This window comes from Dechloromonas sp. CZR5, from assembly GCF_008711155.1.
In the GTDB taxonomy this organism is placed as follows: domain Bacteria; phylum Pseudomonadota; class Gammaproteobacteria; order Burkholderiales; family Rhodocyclaceae; genus Azonexus.
Genome location: NZ_VUYQ01000001.1, coordinates 965,541 through 986,730 on the forward strand (window position 1 = coordinate 965,541; position 21,190 = coordinate 986,730).

At 62.7% G+C, this 21,190-nt stretch carries 18 protein-coding genes; 5 read left to right on the forward strand and 13 right to left on the reverse strand.

Annotation, left to right across the window (positions count from 1 at the left end):
• Positions 1-122: 122 nt before the first annotated feature.
• Both F1002_RS04640 and F1002_RS04645 read right to left on the reverse strand, forming a co-directional pair.
• Positions 123-3,380 (reverse strand): SIR2 family protein, encoded by a 3,258-nt coding sequence (locus tag F1002_RS04640; RefSeq protein WP_150427830.1) that lies wholly within the window; start codon positions 3,378-3,380, stop codon positions 123-125.
• A 118-nt stretch (positions 3,381-3,498) separates the two neighbouring features.
• Positions 3,499-4,017 (reverse strand): Lrp/AsnC family transcriptional regulator, encoded by a 519-nt coding sequence (locus tag F1002_RS04645; protein WP_046536747.1) that lies wholly within the window; start codon positions 4,015-4,017, stop codon positions 3,499-3,501.
• 120 nt (positions 4,018-4,137) lie between these two features.
• Here F1002_RS04645 and ipdC point away from each other — a divergent pair, with 120 nt between their 5' ends.
• The 3 genes from ipdC to F1002_RS04660 all read left to right on the forward strand — a co-directional run bounded on the left by ipdC (position 4,138) and on the right by F1002_RS04660 (position 8,531).
• A complete protein-coding gene (ipdC, locus tag F1002_RS04650; protein ID WP_150427831.1) occupies positions 4,138-5,772 on the forward strand; it encodes an indolepyruvate/phenylpyruvate decarboxylase in 1,635 nt (544 codons plus the stop codon).
• 25 nt (positions 5,773-5,797) lie between these two features.
• Positions 5,798-7,219 (forward strand): aldehyde dehydrogenase family protein, encoded by a 1,422-nt coding sequence (locus F1002_RS04655; RefSeq protein WP_150427832.1) that lies wholly within the window; start codon positions 5,798-5,800, stop codon positions 7,217-7,219.
• 223 nt (positions 7,220-7,442) lie between these two features.
• Entirely contained in the window at positions 7,443-8,531 is a 1,089-nt protein-coding gene (locus F1002_RS04660) for a TRAP transporter substrate-binding protein (RefSeq protein WP_150427833.1), read from the forward strand.
• A gap of 171 nt (positions 8,532-8,702) precedes the next feature.
• Here the strand turns inward: F1002_RS04660 and F1002_RS04665 are convergent, their stop codons facing one another.
• From F1002_RS04665 to F1002_RS04690, 6 genes are all read right to left on the reverse strand, one after another.
• Positions 8,703-9,479 (reverse strand): LamB/YcsF family protein, encoded by a 777-nt coding sequence (locus tag F1002_RS04665; RefSeq protein ID WP_150427834.1) that lies wholly within the window; start codon positions 9,477-9,479, stop codon positions 8,703-8,705.
• A 16-nt stretch (positions 9,480-9,495) separates the two neighbouring features.
• The gene (locus F1002_RS04670; protein WP_150427835.1) at positions 9,496-10,542 is read right to left on the reverse strand and encodes a biotin-dependent carboxyltransferase family protein; all 1,047 of its coding nucleotides are present in this window, start codon (positions 10,540-10,542) and stop codon (positions 9,496-9,498) included.
• Entirely contained in the window at positions 10,539-11,297 is a 759-nt protein-coding gene (pxpB, locus tag F1002_RS04675; protein WP_150427836.1) for a 5-oxoprolinase subunit PxpB, read from the reverse strand. The genes F1002_RS04670 and pxpB overlap by 4 nt, the downstream gene beginning before the upstream one ends.
• Positions 11,298-11,305: 8 nt before the next feature.
• Positions 11,306-12,604 (reverse strand): TRAP transporter large permease, encoded by a 1,299-nt coding sequence (locus F1002_RS04680; protein WP_150427837.1) that lies wholly within the window; start codon positions 12,602-12,604, stop codon positions 11,306-11,308.
• A gap of 10 nt (positions 12,605-12,614) precedes the next feature.
• Positions 12,615-13,133, reverse strand: coding sequence for a TRAP transporter small permease (locus F1002_RS04685; protein ID WP_150427838.1), 519 nt, complete (start codon positions 13,131-13,133; stop codon positions 12,615-12,617).
• 81 nt (positions 13,134-13,214) lie between these two features.
• Positions 13,215-14,189 (reverse strand): TRAP transporter substrate-binding protein, encoded by a 975-nt coding sequence (locus F1002_RS04690; protein WP_150427839.1) that lies wholly within the window; start codon positions 14,187-14,189, stop codon positions 13,215-13,217.
• A gap of 177 nt (positions 14,190-14,366) precedes the next feature.
• On the opposite strand from F1002_RS04690, the gene F1002_RS04695 reads away from it, so the two are divergent.
• On the forward strand, positions 14,367-14,924 hold the full coding sequence (locus F1002_RS04695; RefSeq protein ID WP_150427840.1) for a winged helix DNA-binding protein: 558 nt from the start codon (positions 14,367-14,369) through the stop codon (positions 14,922-14,924).
• A 20-nt stretch (positions 14,925-14,944) separates the two neighbouring features.
• On the opposite strand, the gene F1002_RS04700 is transcribed toward F1002_RS04695, so the two are convergent.
• The 3 genes from F1002_RS04700 to F1002_RS04710 are packed head-to-tail and all read right to left on the reverse strand — an operon-like array spanning position 14,945 to position 16,759.
• A complete protein-coding gene (locus tag F1002_RS04700) occupies positions 14,945-15,322 on the reverse strand; it encodes a cupin domain-containing protein (RefSeq protein WP_150427841.1) in 378 nt (125 codons plus the stop codon).
• Entirely contained in the window at positions 15,319-15,777 is a 459-nt protein-coding gene (locus F1002_RS04705; RefSeq protein WP_150427842.1) for a YaiI/YqxD family protein, read from the reverse strand. Before F1002_RS04705 ends, F1002_RS04700 begins: the two co-directional genes overlap by 4 nt.
• A gap of 1 nt (position 15,778) precedes the next feature.
• On the reverse strand, positions 15,779-16,759 hold the full coding sequence (locus tag F1002_RS04710; RefSeq protein ID WP_150427843.1) for an MBL fold metallo-hydrolase: 981 nt from the start codon (positions 16,757-16,759) through the stop codon (positions 15,779-15,781).
• A gap of 163 nt (positions 16,760-16,922) precedes the next feature.
• Between F1002_RS04710 and F1002_RS04715 the strand changes: the two genes are divergently transcribed.
• On the forward strand, positions 16,923-18,197 hold the full coding sequence (locus tag F1002_RS04715; protein WP_150427844.1) for a hypothetical protein: 1,275 nt from the start codon (positions 16,923-16,925) through the stop codon (positions 18,195-18,197).
• 7 nt (positions 18,198-18,204) lie between these two features.
• Here the strand turns inward: F1002_RS04715 and F1002_RS04720 are convergent, their stop codons facing one another.
• Both F1002_RS04720 and asd read right to left on the reverse strand, forming a co-directional pair.
• Positions 18,205-20,193, reverse strand: coding sequence for an ATP-binding protein (locus tag F1002_RS04720; protein WP_150427845.1), 1,989 nt, complete (start codon positions 20,191-20,193; stop codon positions 18,205-18,207).
• A gap of 46 nt (positions 20,194-20,239) precedes the next feature.
• Positions 20,240-21,085, reverse strand: coding sequence for an archaetidylserine decarboxylase (asd, locus tag F1002_RS04725; RefSeq protein WP_150427846.1), 846 nt, complete (start codon positions 21,083-21,085; stop codon positions 20,240-20,242).
• Between the last annotated feature and the right edge of the window lie 105 nt (positions 21,086-21,190).

The window sequence follows — 21,190 nt, forward strand, 5'->3', positions numbered from 1 at the left end:
GAAATGAAAGCCCCCGTCGGGAAGCCGGTGGGGGATCGTTAGCCCACGACTACTACACCGAGAAGATTGTCTTCTGGGTGCCGATGCCGGCCCGACTCTCTCCGGAAAACTTGTTCTTCTGATCAATCGACTCGCTCAAAATCGTCTTCCATGACTTCCGCGGGGTCGAGTCCATCCAGTGCCGCCCATGTGGTCAATGCTTTGGCGTCCAGGCCCATCCAGGCATTGCGAGCTGCTGTACGGTGTTGGTTTTGTTCTTCGCCCTCGCTGAATTGAGCGAGAAGAGCATGCGCTGCGCCGATCGGGTAAGGGTGGCAATCGCGTTCGTAGTAGGTCAGTGCTTGCGTTACCGCCACCTTGGCGGCAGGGATGTTGCCTTGAATCTTATGAACACGGGCCATGCCAAAGTAGCAGTTGCCTTGCCCAATGGCGCTCTCGACTTTCTGGTAAAGCACTAATGCGGCGTCGTACCGCTGCCGTGCCGTGCAAAGGTCATTGCGTTTGAGGGCGATATTGCCGAGGCCGTTGATGCAGCCGGCTTCTCCAACGGGCTCTTTCACTTGTTTATAGATGACCAGCGCGGCTTCGAGATAACGCTGTGCCGGCTCCAGGTCGACCTGTCGCATGGCAAGGTTGCCCATATCCTTGGTGCAGTTGGCTTCACCAACCAGTTCCCCGGTCTTTTTATATAGCAACCGGGCTCTACGATATAGCTCGTTGGCTTTTTCATGATCTGCCTCAGCCATGGCGATGTCACCCAGATCGCTGATGCAGTTCGCTTCGCCGACAATATCGCCAACCTGCCGATACAGGGAGAGTGCAGCTTGGCAGTGCTGGCTTGCATGATTGTATTGGGCGCGGTTGGCTGCGATGGTGCCTAAAGCACGATAGCAGTGCGCCAGTCCAAGCGAAGATCTTCTTTTTTTGTAGAGAACCAAGGCTTGCTCATATTGTCTGCCGGCAAGCTCGTATTGGGAGCGTCGCAAGGAGATATTGCCTAAGCGATGCATGCATTCCGCTTCACCGGTCAGGTTTTTTCCCTTTCGGTAGAGTGAAAGAGCGGACTGATAGTGCCGGCTGGCATTGTTGATGTCGGAGTGAATGCTTTCAATTTCACCAAGCATGAATACACAGCCTGCCTGGCCTGTCGCGCTACGCTCTTTTTGATAGAGCGCGAGTGCTGCCTGGCATTGTTGATGAGCCATTTCCGAGTCCGAGTGTTTGTAGGCCAGACGGGCATAAGTCAGGCGGCAGCGCGCTTCGCCAAATTTATAGCCAATTTTCTGGGCGACTTCAGCCGCTCGCTTTAGCGGTTCCATGTGGCCCACACCACTGAAAGAGACGAAGCTTCCCCACGCTTCGGCGGCATTGATAGCGCCGATCGGTTTGTCAGCCGATAAGGCGTGCATCAGCATCGGCTCGATGTTGGGGGCTTCGATGGTAAGGCTTATGCTGGCGGCGTCCCCGCCGTTTTGACCGACTTTGGCACCGAGTTGGGCGGTCAGAACGACATAGTGTCCGGCCAGTTCTTCCAGTGCAGGCGCTTCCAGTGGATGGCATTTAAGGACGTAATCGCGAAGGGGGGCAAGCACTCTTAATCGCTCGTCTTCATCGTGAGCGAGCGCGGTTTGGCGCAGTATCGTTGCGGCCTGCATGCCTGTGTGCAGGATTGATTTGATATGTGAGTGGGCTACCCCGGCGGGCAAGTGGGCAAGTCGTTGCAGAAATTGGCGGGCCGTATCGTTCATTCGCGGGCCGGACCACGAAAGCTCGTAGGAGAGTTCGATGTTGGTGAGCCGGTCTTTCGCATCCGCGCGTTTCAGCATCGCGGTGCGTTCATCCTGCCAGCGTTGCCAAAGATTGGTGAGGTCGGGCTCGCCTTCGGCGAGCGGCGCTAGCAGCGTGATGGCCAAAGGGACGTGGTCGACCGCAGCAAGCAACGGTGCAAGATTGGTATCGTTAGCGAATTGTCGGCCAGCCAGTGTCAGAAAAAGTTCGCGCGCAGAATCCTGGCTGAGCGGGTCGGGGCGAAACGGTTCGCGCCAACAGACTCCCTGGGGGCGCTGATTGCCTCTTATGGTCACTATCAGCGCCAGGTCAGGGATATCGGCCAGTCGCCCAAGAAATTCCTCGACACCCAAGGTATCGGCTTCCCAGGGGGTTTCGGCATTGTCGAGAATGAGCAGGCTTGGGGCGCTCTCGAGCGCGATAAGCGCTGCGGCCTCGTTGTGCGTCCCCAGCCCGATACCCAATACGTTGGCAAGGGCTGCGGCAATATCGCTGCGGCTGCGCAGGCCGTCGCAGCGGACGAAATAGCGGCGAGCGCCATAGCGGGCTGCGATTGCGTTGTCGTGAGCCGCGCTCAGGGCCAGGTTGGTTTTGCCGATACCCGGAGGACCAAGGATGGGTAGCGGTTCCGGCGTGGCTGCAAGGAGCGCAGCGATTATTGCTGCATACTCTTCGTCACGACCTATGCAGCGCGGACGCGAGGGGAGACGAGCGGGAGTTGGCGCGGGTGCGGGCGCCGTTGCCGGGGAGATCGGTGGTGGGGCCAGGGAGCGCAGATAGGGAGCAAGATCGTTATGGTTTTTACCGTAATCAAGTACGAACAAGCGTTGTTCGGCGGGATGTTGCTTTTGCAGGTCGCTGACTTCCCCGCTGCGTGCCAGGCGGAAACGGCGGTATTCCGAGCCGGAAAAGACCTTGCCGGTCCATTGCAACAGGGCGCCAAAGTTGGGATCGTGCAATCCATCGCCGCAACCGACAAAAAGCAATGTTTTCAGGCTGGCGATGGCACGTTGCATGGTTTGGGCATGTTCGTTGCCCAGTATCTGATCGTAGGAACGGATGCCAAGGATGACTGATTCGGGTGCCTGGTAGTGGCCGTGCAGATGCAGGATTGCTTGCTCATCGCCCCGTAGCACGCGCTCGACGCGGGTGCCATCCTGCCAGGTGATTGCGGGGAGGCCGGTGATTTCTTCGATCAAATTGTCGTAGTTGGTTGTGGCGATGACCGCGCCCAATGCCTTCAAGGCGGACAAAATCTCGGCGTTTTCGATCGTTAAATGACCAACGCTCTCACGCAGCCAACGGCTGTATTCGCCACCCTGAGGCGCGCCTAGTTTGCTGGAGATTTTCTCGGCACTGGCCAGCAAGCCATCGAGATCGCCGGAATCGATATCCTCCAGTGCTCGCTTGTCCCAGCCAGCGGGCAGATTCGGCAGGAGATCGGTGCAGCGCTTTACCCCGTCGCGCAGAAGGCCGGTCCAGGAGGCGCAGGGCGCGTTGCGGGTGCTGGATATCGAAACACCTGCGCCCACGATCACAATGCACTGTCGCTTTGCAATTTCTTCTTTGAGGTCTTGGAATAAAGTGGTCATGCGGTTCGGCGGCAGAATGTCGAAATTTGAATTTTATCGATAATTCTGCGTTTGTCATATTTTTGGTGCCTTTTCTTCGAGTGGCAGGCAAACGCCAAGGATTGATTGGCTCTCGCCGTCACTCTTTGAACCTGACCCGCCGCTTCGGCTGCTGTGGATGTGCCACGTGATCGAGCGGCAGTTCATGCGTCTGTTTGACCTTCGATAGCGCGATATTGGTCTTCACCTGCGCGACGCCGGGCAGGGTGAGGAGCTTTTTCATCATCAGGTCGGAGAAGGCGGCCAGGTCGGGGGCGACGATGCGCAGCATGTAGTCGGCCTCGCCGGTGACGGCGAAGCATTCGAGCACTTCGGGGAGTGCGACGACCTGTCGTTCAAAGTCGCTGGCGCGGTTCTTGTCGTGACGCTCGAGAAGGACCTGGGCGTAGGCGATGACCCCGAGACCGAGCGCGGGTGGGTCGAGCAGGGCGGCGTAGCCGGAGATGACCTTTGCTTCTTCGAGCCGCTGGACGCGGCGGCTGATTTGCGAGGCGGAGAGGTTGGCCTTTTCTCCCAGTTCGGCATTGGTAGCCTGCCCCCGGCGCTGCAGCGCGGCGAGAAGTTGCAGATCGTAGCGGTCGATGAGGATTTCGCTCATGGTTTTCTCGTATATGCACAAAACGTGCGTAATTTACCGCAGATTGTCGATATGTTGAATGAATTGTGCGGCAATGGTGCGCAATAATTCCGTCGGTATCTCTTCCTGGAAAACCTCTTAATGAACCTCACCGAATCGCTTTTACATGCCCTCAAAGACAACGGCGCCCGACAGATTTTCGGCATCCCCGGCGACTTTGCGCTGCCTTATTTCCGCATCATCGAGGAGTCGCGCATCCTGCCGTTGCATACCCTGTCGCACGAACCGGGCGTTGGATTCGCGGCGGACGCGGCGGCGCGCATCGGGCGGGGCGATGGGCGCTCGCTGGGCGTGGCGGCCGTTACCTACGGCGCCGGGGCGTTGAACATGATCAACTCGGTGGCCGCGGCCTATGCGGAAAAGTCGCCGCTGGTGGTGCTTTCCGGCGGGCCTGGAACCGGCGAATCGAGTTCCGGTCTGTTGCTGCACCATCAGGCCAAGACCCTGGATTCGCAGTACCGCATCTTCGAGGAGATCACCTGCGACCGTGTCCGGCTCGACGATGCCGCGCGTGCGCCGGCCGACATTGCGCGCGTCCTTGGCAATTGTCTCAAGCACTCGCGGCCGGTTTACATTGAAATTCCGCGTGACATGGTGGCGATGCCTTGCGCACCGGTACCGCCGCTGGCCGAGCCGACGGTCGATCCGGATGCCCTGGCAGCCTGCGCCGAGGAAGTGTTGCGCCGGCTCGATGCGGCGGTGCGGCCGGTGCTGATGGTCGATGTCGAAGTACGCCGCTTCGGGCTGGAGGACAAGGTGGCCGAACTGGCGCATCGGCTGGCCTTGCCGGTGGCTACCTGTTTCATGGGGCGCGGCCTGCTCGCCGATGCCAATGCGCCGCTGGTCGGTACCTACATGGGCATCGCAGGCTTGCCCGAAGTGACGCAGCTGGTCGAGGATTCGGACGGCCTTTTCCTGCTCGGCGTGATCCTCTCGGACACCAACTTTGCCGTGTCGGAAAAGAAGATCGACCTGAGAAAGACCATTGTCGCCTGCGATGGCGAGGTGCGGCTCGGCTACCACATCTACCACGACATCCCGCTGGCCGCGCTGGTCGAGGCACTGCTGGCACGCACCGCGCCGCGGGCGGGCGGTTTCGACGTGAAACCCACGGTCTATCCGCGCGGCCTGACCGCCGATGAGGCAACGATTGCCCCGAACGATATCGCGATGGCGGTCAATGACTTGATGGATGAGCACGGCAAGCTGCCGATTGCCGCCGACATGGGCGACTGCCTGTTTACGGCCATGGATATCGAACAGACTGCCCTGGTCGCTCCCGGCTACTACGCAACCATGGGTTACGGCGTGCCGGCCGGGCTCGGCATCCAGGCGATGACCGGGCAGCGCCCCCTGGTCCTGGTGGGTGATGGCGCTTTCCAGATGACCGGCTGGGAACTGGGAAATTGCCGTCGCTACGGGTGGGACCCCATTGTGCTGCTGTTCAACAATGCAAGCTGGGAGATGCTGCGCACCTTCCAGCCGGAATCCGGGTTCAACAATCTGGACGACTGGGGCTTTGCTTCGATGGCCGCCGGCATGGGCGGGGACGGCGTGCGGGTGCATACCCGGGCCGAACTCAAGGCGGCGCTCGATGCGGCCATGGCGACGCGTGGCCGCTTCCAGTTGATCGAGATCATGATCCCGCGCGGGGTGCTGTCCCAGACCTTGCAGCGCTTCGTGGCCGGCGTCAAACGGCTGAACGCGAGCAAATAAATCACAACAACGAGGAGACAAGAAGATGAAGACAGAGCCAATGATGATCGATGGCCGGGCAGTTGGCAGCGACAAGGTGCTGGGGGTCGTCAATCCCGCGACCGGCGAGGTGTTCGCACAGGTGGCGCTGGCCGCACCGGCGCATGTCGATGCGGCGGTGGCCGCGGCGCAGGCGGCCTTGCCGGCCTGGAGTGCCTTGCCCGACAGCGATCGGCAGCAATTCATGCATGCCATCGGCAACGCACTTGAGGCTCACATGCCGGAGCTGATGGAATGGGTGACCCGGGAAAGCGGCAAGCCGCTGAACGGTCTGGGCGGCGTCGGCTCTGGCATGGAAGTCGGTGGCGCGATTGCCTGGACGCATGTGACGGCAGACCTGTCGTTGCCGGTGGAGGTCATTCAGGACAACGAAGTGGCCCGCGTCGAAGTACATCGCAAGCCGCTCGGGGTGGTCGGTTCCATTACGCCATGGAACTGGCCACTGCTGATTGCCATCTGGCACGTGATTCCGGCACTGCGTGCCGGCAATACAGTGGTGATCAAGCCGTCGGAATACACGCCGCTGGCGACGATGCGTTTCGTCGAACTGGCCAATGGCATCCTGCCCCAGGGGGTGCTCAATATCGTGACCGGCGGCGGTGATGTCGGGGCGGCAATGGTGGCGCACCCGGGCATCGCCAAGATCGTATTCACCGGGTCGACCGAGACCGGACGCCGCATCATGCAGGCTGCGGCGGGCAATCTGAAGCGGCTGACCCTGGAACTGGGTGGCAACGATGCCGGGATCGTGCTGCCGGATGTCGATGTGAAGGCCGTGGCGGAAAAGATTTTTGCCGCCAGCTTCCACAACAATGGCCAGACCTGCGCCTGCTTGAAGCGGCTCTATGTGCATGACAGCATCTACGATGCGATGTGCGCCGAATTGGCCCGCTTGGCCGACGAGGCGATCGTTGGCGATGGCCTTGATCCGGCAACGCAACTCGGTCCCGTACAGAACGCCAGGCAACTGGCGATCGTCGAGTCCCTGGCCGCTGATGCGCGCCAGGCCGGCGGCCGGTTTCTGTGCGGCGGCCATCGTCTTGAACGTCCAGGCTATTTCTTCGCCCCGACCATCGTTGCCGGGTTGAGAGACGGTTCGCGGCTCGTCGATGAAGAGCCGTTCGGGCCGATCCTGCCGGTCATTCGCTACGCCGATGTCGACGAGGTGATTGCGCGTGCCAATGCCAATCCGCAGGGGCTCGGCGGTTCTGTCTGGTCGGCCGATAGCGCCCGCGCGACACAACTTGCGATGCGTCTCGAATGCGGGTCCGCGTGGGTCAACGAGCATGGGGCCATTCAACCCGATGCGCCGTTCGGCGGCATCAAACAGTCCGGTCTGGGTGTCGAGTTCGGCCGCTACGGCCTGGAGGAATACACCTCGATCCAGACAGTGAAGATCATGAAATGAAATCGGGGTCGCCATCGCGTCTTGTTCGTTGATGGCGGGGAAGCACCGGTTTCCACCGGTGAGCTGATGGGGCGTGTGTCGCCAGCCGTTGGCCGGAGCCCTTTGGCGCAACCACCGTATTGCCGCATCTTGCCGGCAGGCTGGCGATTCCTGCCTGCCGGTCGATAACGGGCAGTCTTGCCCATTTCTTGCTGTACCCCAATAAGTAATGGAGACAATTTGAATGCAACGTAGAGATTTCTTGAAGAAAGCCTCCGTCGGCGCTGCCGCCGGGGCTGCCACGACCCTGGCCGCACCGGCGATTGCGCAGACCCAGCCTGCCATCAGATGGCGGCTCACCTCCAGTTTTCCCAAGAGTCTGGACACGGTTTACGGCGGTGCCGAACTGCTGGCTAACCGGGTGCGGGCACTGACGGGTGGCAAGTTCGACATCCGTGTCTTTCCGTCCGGTGAAATCGTTCCCGGCTTGCAGGCCCTGGATGCCGTGCAGCAGGGGACTGTCGAGGTGTGCCAGACCTGCTCGAACTATTACGTCGGCAAGGACAAGGCCTTCGCTTTCGGTACGGCGATGCCTTTCGGCATGAATGTCCGCCAGCAGAACGCCTGGATCTATTACGGTGGCGGCCAGAAACTGCTCGACGATTTTTACGCCAATTTCAACGTGCTTTCCTTTCTCGCTGGCAACTCCGGAGCGCAGATGGGCGGCTGGTGGCGCAAGGAGGTCAATACCGTGGCAGATCTCAAGGGCGTGAAAATGCGTATTTCCGGCCTGGGCGGTGCGATATTCGCCGAGCTCGGGGTGGTACCGCAGCAGATCGCCGGTAGCGATACCTATCCGGCGCTGGAAAAGGGCTCGATTGACGCCGTCGATTGGGTCGGCCCTTACGATGACGAGAAACTGGGCTTCTACAAGATTGCCAAGAACTACTACATGCCGGGGTGGTGGGAGCCATCGGCAGCGATCCATTTCTTTGTGAATCGCAAGGAGTGGGAGAAATTGCCCAAGGAATATCAGGAGGCGTTTCAAACGGCGGCGGCCGAATGCAACGTGAACATGCTGGCCGAATACGATTACAAGAACCCCCTGGCGCTGGGGCGACTGTTGCAACACGGTGTCAAGCTGCAGCGTTTTTCCGAACGCATTCTGGATGCAGCCCACAAGGTCGCTCTGGATTTGTACGCTGACGAGGCGGGCAAGAATGCCAATTTCCGCGCCATCTACGGCGAATGGGAAAAGTCCCGCAAGGGGCAGGCGGCGTGGTTCAGCGTGACCGAGACGCGAATGGACCAGTATCTGCAGGCACGCAAGTGATGCGTTGAGGCAATAGCAGTCGCACTCGACGGATCGTGGCAGGAGAGGCTGCCGCGATCCCGTTTCAGAAAACCGGTGCTGGCCGTAGCCCACCATCCGACTGTGCGGACTTGGTTCGGGTGTGGGGTACGGCTGGCCGGCGAAAGAAAATACCCGGGACGCCCGGCGTCGTCAGGGTGTGAGGGTTTCCGTAAGAGGGGCCGTTATATGGCCGGCCCGTTCAAGGCCGGCGGCGATGCAGCGGGCAGAGGCAACGGCGTCCGGCCCGTCGCCATGGACGCAGATGCTGTGGATTTTTGTGGGCAGCACCTTGCCACTCAGCGTGACCAGACCGCCGGCGTCGAGCATGCGCAGCACATGGTCGAGGCTGGCCTGCGCCCCGTGGATCATGGCACCGGGCTGGCTGCGTGGAACCAGTTGGCCATCGTCGAGATAGGCGCGATCGGCAAAGACTTCCAGGGCGACCGGCAGTCCGGCACGGGCACCGGCCTGGGCAAGTTGGGAGTGGGCCGGGGCAAGGAGAATCAGGTCGCGGCTGACGGCGGCGACAGCGCCAGCCACCACGTCGGCGAGGCGGGCATCGGCGCAGGCCATGTTGTTCAGCGCGCCGTGCGGCTTGACGTGGCTGACGGCATGCCCCTCGACGGCGGCCATCGCCTGCAGGGCGCCAATTTGGTAGATCAGCATGGCGGCGAGTTCGTCGGCCGGAACATCCATGCGGCGGCGGCCGAAGCCCTGCAGATCGGGGAAGGAGGGATGCGCGCCGATACTGACGCCGCGTTCTCGAGCGGCACGCACCGTCTGGCGCATGACCAGCGGATCGCCGCCATGAAAGCCGCAGGCGATGTTGGCGCTGCCGACGACATCGAGCAGGGCGCTGTCGCTGCCCATGCTCCAGGCACCGAAGCTCTCGCCGAGGTCGGCATTGAGGTTGATTTTCCGGTTCATTCGTCTCTTCCGTGGGTCAGTCGCGGATGGGGGGCTCGGCGCGCACCATGCCGTCGATCAGGTTACAGGTGTAGAGCGCCGTCTCGTCGAGGTAGCCGGCAGGGAGGTAGCTGCCGATGCCGTTTTTCCAGCGGGCCAGGCGCTCGGTTTCGCGACGCTGCAGGGCGAGCGCCCCGGGCAGGTCAACCGCCGCGAAGCGCAGTTCGTCGCCGGTTCGACACTGGGCCAGACGCGGCAGGTCGGCGCGGATGACGGTGGCGATCTTCGGGTAGCCGCCGACGGTCTGGCAGTCGGCAAGGAGCAGGATGGGCAAGCCGTTGCCGGGTACCTGCAGGGTGCCGGGGGTTACGGCATCGGAGACGATGTCGGCGTGGGCCGGGCTGCGGTGGGTGAGTGCCGGGCCATCCAGGCGCATGCCCATGCGGTCGCTGTCGCGGGTCACCCGGTACACGGCGGCAAGCAGGCGTTCCAGTTCGCCGTCGGCAAAGTGGTCGACCTGCGGGCCGGGGATGAGGCGGATCGGGCCTTCCGCGTGTTGCCAGGGCTCGGCGCGGTACTCGCGGTATTCGTTGCGGGCGAGGCGACGGCAGGGCAGCGCATCGCCGCTTGCCAGCAGGCGGCCGTCGATGCCGCCGATGGCGGCCCGCTGGTAGGTGGCTCGGCTGCCCAGTTGCGGCGCCACCTCGATACCGCCGCTGACCGCCAGATAGGCCGTGCCGCCGTCGACCGGACCGCATTTCAGGATGTCGCCGCTTTCCAGGGTGGCGCTGTGCCATGCCTCAAGCACCTGGCGGCTGCCGCCATGACGCAGGATGCTGGCCGACAGGGCGCCGGTCAGCGCAACGCGTAGCGGGCCCTGGCGGACCTTGAGGCTGGGGCCGAGGCCGCGGAGTTCGATGGCCGCCGCATCACCGGCATTGCCGACCAGCGCATTGGCACAAGCGGCGAAGAGCGGGTCGAGGAAGCCCGAGACGGCGACGCCCATGTGCCGATAGCCATGGCGGCCGGCATCCTGGATGGCGTTGCCGAGGCCGCCGTCGACGACGTCCAGCCAGCCGCTCATGCCGGCTCTCCGGACAGGAAATGCCGGCGCTGCAGGTCGCCGGTCGTCAGCGCCCGTTCGATCCGCGTGTATTCCGCGCGGTCGACAGCCTGCCAGCGCACGCAATCGCCCGAGGCGAGCAGGGCGGGCGGCTCGTCGCCGGCAACGAAGAGGTCGAGCGGTGTCTGGCCGAGCAGGTTCCAGCCGCCCGGGCTTTGCCAGGGATAGACCGCGCACATTTCTCCGGCGATGGCGATGGAGCGGGCGGGGACGAGCTTGCGCGGAGTGCTCAGGCGAGGGGTGTGCAGGCTGGCCGGCAGCCCCCCCATGTAGGGAAAACCGGGCATGAAACCGATCATGTAGACGCGGAACGCCGTCTGGCAGAGCCGTTCGATAACCGCCGCCGGCGTCATGCCGTGCCGTTCGGCCACCGCTGCCAGGTCGGGGGCGAAATCGGCGTCGAAGCAGGCCGGTAGCAGCCAGTGACGGCCCGTCAGGGTGGTCGCTTCGGCTGTTTGGGCGAGGGCCAGCAGGCGTTCGCCCAGCGCGAGCGGGTCGGATTCCGGGCGGAAATAGACAGTCAGCGAGCGGAAGGTGGGAACCGTGTCGGCCACGCCGGAAAAGGCCGGATCGTGGCGGCGGGCGTCGTCGACCAGGGCATCCAGCGCCATGACCCGGCCATGGACGGCCGGGTCGATGTGTCGGGCAAACTCGACGGTCCACGCGCCGTCGCCAAGCGCCAGCAGACGCGGTGAGTCGTACGGCAAGGAAGACATGACCGCGCTCAGCCCGCCATCTGTTCGGGAAGCCAGGTGATCAGGCCGGGGAAGAAATAAAGCAGCAGCACGGCGGCGACCATGAGCAGGAACATCGGGAAGGCATGCCTGGCGAGATAGGTGATTTCCTTCTTGGTCATGCCCTGCAGCACGAACAGGTTGAAGCCGACCGGCGGTGTGACCTGGGCCATTTCGACGACCAGGACGACGAAGATACCGAACCAGATCAGGTCGAATCCGGCCGCTTCGACCGTTGGCAGCAGCACGCCCATGGTCAGCACGACGATGGAAATGCCGTCCAGGAAGCAGCCCAGGATGATGAAGAAGACCATCAGGGCGACGATCAGCAGCAGCGGCGACAGGCCGAGGCTGGAAATCCATTCGGCGAGGTGGCGCGGCAGGCCGAGATAACCCATCGACAGGGTCAGGAAGGCGGCACCGGCGAGGATCAGCGCGATCATGCAGTAGAGGCGGGTGGCGCCGAGCAGGCTGTCGCGGAAATTCTTCCAGTTCAGCTCGCCCTGCACGGCGGCAATCACCATCGAACCGACGACGCCCAGCGCGGCGGCTTCGGTGGCGGTGGCCAGGCCGGTGTAGATCGAACCGAGCACGGCGGCGATCAACGAGACGACCGGGATCAGGTGGCGCGATTCGTAGAGCTTCTGCAGGAAGGTGAATGCCTGTTCGGCCGGTGGAATCCGGTCCGGATGCAGCAGCGCCCAGACGATGGTGTAGCCCATGAACAGGCCGGCCAGCAGCAAGCCGGGGATGACGCCGGCGATGAACAGCTGGGCAATCGACACGTTGGCCGTGACGCCATAGACGATCATGATGATCGACGGCGGAATGAGCAGGCCGAGCGTGCCGGCGCCGGCCAGCGTGCCGATGGCGATGTGTTCGGGATAGCCGCGCCGCTTCAGTTCCGGCAGGGTCATCTTGCCGATGGTGGCGCAGGTGGCGGCCGATGAACCGGAGACGGCGGCGAAGATCGTGCAGCCGATGATGTTGGTGTGCAGCAGGCGACCCGGCAGACGCTCCAGCCACGGGGCCAGACCCTTGAACATGTCTTCGGAGAGCTTAGTGCGGAAAAGTATTTCGCCCATCCAGACAAAGAGTGGCAGCGCGGTCAGCGTCCAGGACGATGAGGAGCCCCAGATGGTGACGGCCATGCTGTCGCCGACCGGGCGGGTGGTGAACAATTCCATGCCGATCCAGGCCACGCCGGTCAGCGCGAGGCCGATCCAGACGCCGGAACCGAGAATGAGGAAGAGGACGGCAATGAGCAGCAGGGTGATGGTCAGGTCCATGTCGGCCTCCTCATTCGATATGGGCCGGTTCGCCGTCGGGCGAAGCGTCGCGCAGGGTCTTGCCGGCGAGCAGCATGACGAGATCGTTCAGGAAGGCCAGGGCGAACAGCGAGGTGCCGACCGCCATGCCGATCTGGGGAATCCACAGCGGCGTGGCATCGAGGCCGGTGGAAATGTCGAAAAACTCGCGGCTTTGCAGGACCAGGCGAATCGAGAACCAGGCCAGGGCGCTCGCCAGGACGAGGGCGACGACATGGCAGAAGATATCCAGCCAGTGCTGCGCACGGGGCGGCAGCTGATTGAAGATCAGTGTCACGCGGATATGCTCGCCGCGACGTAGCGTCGGCGCGAGAGCCAGGAAGCCGGCCGCGGCCATGCAGTAGCCGGCGTAGGCGTCCGATCCCGGTAGGTCGAGCGCGGGAATGATGCGCCCGAAAATGCTGGCCAGGACGGCGAGCAACGTGGCGATCATGAACAGGCCGGCCAGATAGGCGGCCAGATTGAACAGGGTATCCATCAACTTGCGCATGGAAACTCTCCGAAAAAGGGCCTTTCCAGGAAAGGCCCTTTGAAATGCAATGCGGGAAGCGCCGGGAAGGCGGACGGGGCGTTACTTGCGGTAGGCGTCCAGCATGGCCTGGCCATCGGGGCCGGCCTGCTTGACCCAGTCGGCAATCATCTGCTCACCGACCTTCTTCAGGTCGGCCTGGAGCTGCGGCGAACCCTTCTCGATCTTCATGCCGTTCTTGGCCAGTTGCTCGAGATACCAGGTGTTCTTTTCCTGGCTGATTTTCAGGCCGCGCGCTTCGGCTTCGGCAGCGGCCTTGAGCAGCGCATCCTGGGTCGGCTTGTCGAGGCCGTCGAAAGCCTTCTTGGATACGATCACCAGATTCTTCGGCAGCCAGGCGCTGACGTCGTAGTAGTACTTGACCTGCTCCCAGACCTTGCTGTCGTAGCCGGTGGCGCCCGAGGTCATGAAGGTATTGACCGTGCCGGTGGCCAGCGCCTGGGTCAATTCGGCGGCCTGCACGGTGACCGGCTGGGCGCCGACCAGTTGGGCGATGCGGCTGGTGTTCGGGTTATAGGCACGCCACTTGGCGCCCTTCAGGTCGGCGGCCGAGTTGATCGGCTTGGCGCTGAAGATACCCTGCGGCGGCCAGGGCACGGCGTACAGGACTTTCAGGCCCTGCTTGGCGAGGTGGGCTTCGGTGGCGGACTTGGTGGCCTTCCACAGCTTTTCGGATTCGCCGTAGCTGGTAGCGAGGAAGGGAATGGAGTCGACGCCGAACACCGGGTTTTCGTTGGAGTAGCCGGAGATGATGATTTCGCCGATCTGGGCCTGTCCGCCCTGGACGGCGCGCTTGATTTCGTTGGCCTTGAAGAGCGAACCGCCGTCGTGGATGGTCAGCATCAGCTTGCCGCCGGTGGCCTTTTCAACGTCCTTGGCAAAAAGCTGGATGTTGGCGGTGTGGAAGTTCGATGTCGGGTAGCCGGTCGGCATGTCCCATTTCTGCTGGGCCAGCGCAGCGGCGGACGAGAACATCAGGGTGGTACCGAAGCCGAAGGCGGCGATGGTTTTCAGCATGGGAGTCTCCTCATTCTTTTGTGGATGGTCACCATATCCTGTAGCGAACCGGCCGGGATGGCGATACCCGATGCCGCAGGTCGGGATTCGAACATGGTGACGTGACGTTAAGAAAACGTCGATAAAAAGTCAACATTATATTCGCTATAATCGTCGGCAATATTCTGGAGAAAACGCATGGCCAATCGTCCCAAAGCCAAAACAAATCCCGTCGCGGTCCCGGTTCCGCCGGTCGGGCAGCGCATCGTTTCTTCGTCGCATCTGGTGTCGGAAAAGTCGCCGGAGCTGTCGGAGTTCGAATTCGGCCTGATCATCGCCTCCCATGCCTTCAACCGCTGGCTGATCCGCTGCATGGGGGCGGCCGGCGTCAAGGACATGGCGCCCGTCGATGTCCTGATCCTGCATCACATCAATCATCGGCGAACGGAAAAGCGTCTGGCCGATATCTGCTTCGTCCTCAATATCGAGGACACGCACGTCGTCAGCTATTCGGTCAAGAAGCTTTCGGGCATGGGCTTGCTGAGCGGCACGAAGCGCGGCAAGGAAGTGTTCTTTGCCACGACGGAAGAGGGAAATGCCCTTTGTCAGCGCTACCGCGAGGTGCGCGAAGCCTGTCTGATGCCCGGTTTTTCCGGGCAGGAAGAAGAAAACGCCCGTCTGGGCGATCTGGCGCGGGTATTGCGCCAGTTGTCCGGGCGTTACGATCAGGCGGCGCGAGCGGCAACCGCCTATTGAATATCCCTTGAAGCCGGAAATTACGCCCGGTCGTCGAGGATTTCCGTATCGGCGTGGTCGTAGGCCGGGCTGCATGCGCACAGCACGCGCAGGGGGACCGGCCAGGTGTTGTGGAGAGCGTGCGGGGTACCCGGCGGAATCAGGATGGTGTCGCCGACGCCGATGGCGAAAGTCCGGTCGCCGAGAATCATGGTGCCCTGGCCGGCGGTGACGTGGTACAGCTCTTCGGTGTTGTGGTGGCGATGAAGCAGGGTTTTCTGGCCGGCATACACCGTCGCCTCGGCCAGGCTCTGCGCCTGGTTGCCATGCTGCTGCGGGTGCATCAGTTCGCGGATTTCCGAGCCATCCTTGGTGGTGTAGGGGCGGGCATCGTCGTAACGGCTGAGATGGGTGGTCATGTTGTCTCCTTGGGGATTCTGGCGAGAAAGCGGTCGAGCTGGTTGCCGAAGGCCTGCCGGTCGGCCTGGCTGAAGGAAGACGGGCCGCCGGTTTCGATGCCGGCGCTGCGCAGTTCCTCCATGAAATTACGCATGCTCAGCCGTTCCTGGATAGTGGCTGTCGTGTAGAGCTCGCCGCGCGGGTTCAGGGCATGGGCGCCGCGCCCGATGACCAGCGAGGCGAGCGGGATGTCGGCGGTGACGACCAGGTCGCCGGCCGCCACCTGGTTGACGATGTGCTGGTCGGCGACGTCGAAACCGCTCGGCACCTGGATGGCGCGGATGAATTTCGACGGCGGCGTGCGCAGCATCTGGTTGGCGACCAGGGTGGTCTGGATCTGCCGACGCTCGGCGGCGCGGTAGATGATTTCCTTGATGACGCCGGGGCAGGCGTCGGCATCGACCCAGATTTGCATGTTACTTGGCCAGCGGTGCGAATTCGGCGGGAACCCAGGCGTACCCCTTGGCTTCCTTGCGGACATGGCCGACACCGGGGAAGGGCAGGTGCATGCCGGCAACCATCAGCTTTTCGCGGGCGGCCTTGTGAAAGATGCGCTTGCGCGTCGCCACGGCCTGCTTGGGATCGTTGTCGAATTCGAAAGCGACTTCCGGGCGGGCGAACTGCACGGCATGGTTATGCACCAGGTCGCCGAGGACGAGCAGACGCTGGTCGCCGCTCTGGAACAGGTAACTGGCGTGGCCCGGGGTATGGCCGTGGGTGTCCACGCTGCTGACGCCAGCCAGCAGTTCGCGGTCGCTGTCGAAGGTCTTCCATTTGCCGGCGGCAAGGTAGGGGGCGGCGGCATCGCGCGACATCTTGAAGAAGGGCTGGAAATCCTTGGGCGCCTGGTTGGCAATCGCTTCGCTCAGCCAGAAATCATTGTCCGCCTTGGCCGACCACACCTCGGCGTTGGTGAAGACACGCTGGCCGTCCGGGGTGACCAGGCCGTTGATGTGGTCGCCGTGCAGGTGGGTGACGAGCACGGTATCGACCTGCTCCGGGGTGTAGCCGGCCGCCCTGAGGTTGTCCACGATGTTGCCGAGGCCCGGCCCGAACAGCTTGGCGGCGCCGGCGTCGATCAGGACGAGCTTGTTGCCGGTGTTCACCAGGTAGGCGTTGACGGCGGTCTGTACCTTGGGGCCCTTCAGGAACTCGCGGGCAAGCAGGCGCTGGATGTCGCGCTTGTCGATGTTCTTCAGCAGCTTCTCGTCGAGGTCGATGGCACCATCGTAAAGGGCCGTCACTTCGAACTGGCCGAGCATCAGGCGGTAGTAGCCGGGTACCTGGGTTTTCTGCTGCGGCGCCTCGGCGACGGCCAGGCTGCTGCCGAGCAGGAAGAGGCCGGCAACGGCCAGGCGGCGGAAGGCTGTTTTCAGGGGAGAGGCGGTGAGGGTCATTCAGGGCTCCTGTGGGGTGGGAGAACAGCCGGGATGACCGATGCTGCGGGCAGTCGGAGATCGGCGGCGAAGGGGAGATATTGCCACGGAGTGCCCGGTTGACAAATGCATCATGGCGCCGTTTCATGGCTGCTTCCCCATTTCTTGAGCGGAGCGGCCTGCCATGGTTCGATCGATTGCACGCCTGCTGCCTGTGGGCGGCCTGTGGTTATGGCTTTCCCTGGGCAATGTGCTGGCGCAGACGGGCGACACGCTGCCGCCGGCGCCGGACTATCTGGGGGAAATTCGCCGGGGGGCTGACGGACGGCTGGTGGCTCGTCCGGAAGCGGCGCTTGCCATGGAGGCAGCCGTACCGGCCACGATGGTCGTCGGTCCCGGCGAGAAAATCGCCTCGATCACCGAAGCCGCCAAACTGGCGCGCGACGGCGACGTGATCGAGATCCGTCCGGGCGTCTATCGCGGGCAGCCGGCCGTCTGGACGCAGAACAACCTGGTGATCCGCGGTGCCGGCGAGCGGCCGGTCATGCTGGCCGATGGCAAGAATGCGGAGGGCAAGGCGATCTGGGTGGTGCGCGGCGGCAAGCTGCGGATCGAGAATATCGAATTTCGCGGAGCGCGGAGCGCCGACCTGAACGGCGCCGGAATCCGTTTTGAAAAGGGTAGCCTGACCGTGCGGGCTTGCGCCTTCTTCGACAACGAGATGGGCATCCTGACGGCGAACCGCGGCGAGTCGACTCTCGAGGTGATCGATAGCGAGTTCGGCGACGCGCCGCGTACCCAGGGCGATCTGCACCATCTGCTGTATGTCGGCGCGATCGGGAAATTCACGTTGCGGGGCAGCCGTTTCTCCAATGGCTATCTCGGCCATCTCGTCAAATCGCGGGCGCGCGAGAACCACATCCTGTACAACATGCTGGTCGATGGGGCCGGCGGCAAGTCGTCCTACGAACTGGAGTTCCCCAATGGCGGTGTCGCTTACGTGGTCGGCAATACCATCGGTCAAAGCGCCGGCACCGACAATCCGCGCCTGGTTTCCTATGGCGCCGAGGGGCCGAAATGGCCTGACAATGCGCTCTACATGGCGCACAACACCTTGATCAACGACGCCTACGCCGGTACTTTCGTCAACGTGCGTACCGACCGGATGGGCGGCGATGTCGAAGTCTGGTTGCTCAACAACCTGATCGTTGGGGTGGGCGATCTCCACAAGCCGGCGCAAGGCCGATTCGAAGGCAACCGTTTGGCGGCGCGGCACGAACTGGTCGAGATGGGCGGCATTCCGCTGAAACTGACCAGTCTGTCGCCGCTGCGCGGCATGGTCAGTCCGCCGGGGATGGCGCCGGCCATGGCGCTGTTGCCCGATGCCGAGTTCGTCTTCCCGGCGGGAACCCGCCGGATGCAGCCGGGCAGCCTGCTTGCGCCGGGGGCATTCCAGTAGCGCCTGTCTAGGTCGCTGCGGGCGCTTCCAGCGGGAGCGTCAAGGTGAAGGTGCAGCCTTGGCCGGGCCGGCTTTCAACGCGTATCTTCCCGCCGAGAATTCCGGTCACGATGTTGTAGACGATGTTCAGCCCGAGACCGCTGCCGCCTTTTCCGAAGCGGGTGGTGAAGAAGGGGTCGAAAACGCGTCCGAGGTTTTCCTCGGCAATGCCCGCGCCGTTGTCGTGGATGACGATCACCGCCTTGTCGCCCTCCTGCTTCGCGGACAAGTGGATTTCACCGCCTCGTTCCCCGTAGCCGTGGATCATGGCGTTTTCCAGCAGGGCGGAAACGGCCTGGTTCAGGCTGCCGGGGTAAGCGTTCATCGGGATGTCGCCGTCGATGTCGGTGGCGACTGTGCAATGGCCGCGTTTCAGGCTGGGGGTAAGCATGACTACCGTGTCATTCAAGGTTTCCTTCAGCATGAAACCCCGGCGGGCGTCGCTCGTCCGGTCGACGGCGGCACGCTTGAAACTGGCAATCAGCTGGGCCGCCTTGTCGAGATTGCGTTGAAGGATGTGCGTCGCATTATCGAGCTTGTCCATATGCTCGCGGAGGGTCGTTTTGCGGAGCTGGCCACTTTCGATTTCCGATTGCAGGGCCGCCGTTTCGTCGCTCAGGCGCGAGGCGACCAGGACGCAGTTGCCGATCGGCGTATTCAGTTCGTGGGCAATGCCGGCAACCAGCGCCCCCAGGGCGGCCAGTTTCTCTGCTTCAACCAGTTCCTGGCGGGTATCGGTCAAGGTCTGGACGGTTTGCTCCAGTTCCCGATTGGCGTTGGCCAGCGCAATGGTCCGTTCGTCGACCAGACGCTCCAGATTGGCGTTCAGGTTGCGTATTTCAGCGTCGACACGTTCTTGTTCGTGGCGTTGCTTCTCCTGCACGGCAAGCATGTCGTTGAATGCCTGCTCCAGCATGCCGATTTCACCCGTTGCCTGCAGATCTATCGGTGTTTTCTCGACCTGGTTGGTCAAGCGGGCGACGTGTTCGGTGAGGCGCGACAAGGGGGCCAGGGAGCGTTGCACCATGATCCACGCCAATGCCAGGATACCGAATCCGGCAATGGCGGCAAGAAAGAAGACCCGGTCGCGGGTTTCGCGAAACGGCTGCTCAGCTTCGGCGACGGGATAGTTGGCGGCCAGCAACCAGCCTGTGCTTTTCATGGTACGTATGCCGACAATCATTTTCGTGCCCGTGCTGTTGACGGTGACACCGCTCCCTTCGAAGTTCTCGTCGAGTCCTTTGTCGATGATCAGGTTCTGGCCGGGTTTGGCCGCGGTTTTCATGATCCGCGTCGGGTCCGGATGCATCAGCATGGTCCGCGACCGCGTCAGCAGGAAGAAATAGCCGCCTTGACCGATGCGGACATCCTTCAGCGAGGCCAGGAAGTTGCTGCCGTCGAGGCGCAGGGCGCCGGTGACGAATCCGCGATGTTCGCCATCCTTGCCAAAGATCGGGATGATCAGGGCGACCGCCGGGCAGCCGTTGCAGGATGGCGAGGGGTAGGGCTCGGAAAAGGTCGGCAGGCGTCTCTCCCGCGCGCGGTAGTCGGCATCCGGCGCCCCTGTCAGCTTGCCGAGGCGTTTGGCGGCGACAAGGGGGTCCGTCGTGTTGACACCCATGAGGATACGGTCCTTGTTGCCGATATAGAGCCCAAGGTCAAAAACGCCAAGCCCGGCCGATTGGGTGCCGATATAGGCATGGGCAACGCTGGCGTCGTCGAACGCCCTTGCCGGCGTATTCGCGGCAATGGTTTGCAGCATTTGTGTCGCCGCTTCGAAGCGGCTGTCCAGCATGGTCGCGTGGGTTTCCGTCAGGAGCGCGACATCCTGGCCGATCAGTCGCTGGAATCGTTCCTGCAGCGTATCCAGTACGACGTGCAGGATGACCGCCAGTGCGACGAAAAACAGCAGAACGACACCAATGGAGAAGCGTGTTTTGAGGGATTTGAAATACATACCGCTACCCTATTACCAAAGTGGTATAGGGCGTGGTGTTTTTTTGTTAAGAATTGCAGCCCATTGCCTCGCCCATTTTGATCGACCGGGCCGGCGACCAATCGGGATTGAAGGACAGGCGGTTTTGCGGAAAGAGCATGACGACCGTCGAGCCGAGCAGGAAACGCCCCATTTCCTCGCCCTTCCTGAGCACGATGTTCTGCTCGTCGTAGCGCCATTCGCGGATCACGCCCGGACGCGGTGGATTGACCGTGCCATGCCAGACCGTCGCCATGCTGCCGACGATGGTGGCGCCGACCAGGGTCAGCACGAAAGGGCCGCCCGCCGATTCGAAGACGCAGACGACGCGTTCGTTGCGGGCAAAAAGTCCGGGTACACCGCGGGCGGTGGTCGGGTTGACCGAAAACAGCGCGCCGGGGACGTAGATCATCCGCGTCAGCCGGCCGTCGCAGGGCATGTGGATGCGGTGATAGTCGCGCGGGCTGAGATAGAGCGTGGCGAAGCTGCCGTTCTCGAAGCGGGCGGCCAGTTCGCGGTCGCCGCCGACCAGCGCGGTGGTCGAGTAGGAATGCCCCTTGGCCTGGAAGATCTGGTCGCGCGCGATGGCGCCGAACTGGCTGATCGCGCCGTCTACCGGACACAGGAAATCGGCCTCGGCCAGCGGCCGGGCGCCATCTTTCAACGGGCGGGTGAAAAATGCGTTGAAGCTTGGGTAGCTGCCAATGTCCGGATTGGCCGCTTCGGCCATGTTCACGTTGTAGCGGCCGACGAACCAGCGGATGACCGAGGTCGTCAGCGAACCGGCTTCGGCCGAGGCCAGTTTGCCCGCCAGAACGGTAAGGGCCTGCTTGGGGATCAGGTATTGGGGGAGGACGGCAAGACGGTCGGACACGGGAGGCACCGGCAACATAAAGGGCGAACATTATACCGGGTGCCGTGTCTCCTTATTTTCGCGTCCGCGCGACCGGCCCGGATTGGTGGCCGGGCGGACATCGGC

Bases quoted from the DNA above. Each gene is read 5' to 3' on its own strand.
- F1002_RS04695 (WP_150427840.1), top strand. From the start codon at position 14,367: ATGGCCAATCGTCCCAAAGCCAAAACAAATCCCGTCGCGGTCCCGGTT.
- F1002_RS04685 (WP_150427838.1), bottom strand. From the start codon at position 13,133: ATGCGCAAGTTGATGGATACCCTGTTCAATCTGGCCGCCTATCTGGCC.
- F1002_RS04655 (WP_150427832.1), top strand. From the start codon at position 5,798: ATGAAGACAGAGCCAATGATGATCGATGGCCGGGCAGTTGGCAGCGAC.
- F1002_RS04710 (WP_150427843.1), bottom strand. From the start codon at position 16,759: ATGACCCTCACCGCCTCTCCCCTGAAAACAGCCTTCCGCCGCCTGGCC.
- F1002_RS04720 (WP_150427845.1), bottom strand. From the start codon at position 20,193: ATGTATTTCAAATCCCTCAAAACACGCTTCTCCATTGGTGTCGTTCTG.
- F1002_RS04660 (WP_150427833.1), top strand. From the start codon at position 7,443: ATGCAACGTAGAGATTTCTTGAAGAAAGCCTCCGTCGGCGCTGCCGCC.
- F1002_RS04705 (WP_150427842.1), bottom strand. From the start codon at position 15,777: ATGCAAATCTGGGTCGATGCCGACGCCTGCCCCGGCGTCATCAAGGAA.
- F1002_RS04640 (WP_150427830.1), bottom strand. From the start codon at position 3,380: ATGACCACTTTATTCCAAGACCTCAAAGAAGAAATTGCAAAGCGACAG.
- F1002_RS04665 (WP_150427834.1), bottom strand. From the start codon at position 9,479: ATGAACCGGAAAATCAACCTCAATGCCGACCTCGGCGAGAGCTTCGGT.
- F1002_RS04700 (WP_150427841.1), bottom strand. From the start codon at position 15,322: ATGACCACCCATCTCAGCCGTTACGACGATGCCCGCCCCTACACCACC.
- F1002_RS04715 (WP_150427844.1), top strand. From the start codon at position 16,923: ATGGTTCGATCGATTGCACGCCTGCTGCCTGTGGGCGGCCTGTGGTTA.
- F1002_RS04670 (WP_150427835.1), bottom strand. From the start codon at position 10,542: ATGAGCGGCTGGCTGGACGTCGTCGACGGCGGCCTCGGCAACGCCATC.
- F1002_RS04680 (WP_150427837.1), bottom strand. From the start codon at position 12,604: ATGGACCTGACCATCACCCTGCTGCTCATTGCCGTCCTCTTCCTCATT.
- pxpB (WP_150427836.1), bottom strand. From the start codon at position 11,297: ATGTCTTCCTTGCCGTACGACTCACCGCGTCTGCTGGCGCTTGGCGAC.
- F1002_RS04690 (WP_150427839.1), bottom strand. From the start codon at position 14,189: ATGCTGAAAACCATCGCCGCCTTCGGCTTCGGTACCACCCTGATGTTC.
- ipdC (WP_150427831.1), top strand. From the start codon at position 4,138: ATGAACCTCACCGAATCGCTTTTACATGCCCTCAAAGACAACGGCGCC.
- F1002_RS04645 (WP_046536747.1), bottom strand. From the start codon at position 4,017: ATGAGCGAAATCCTCATCGACCGCTACGATCTGCAACTTCTCGCCGCG.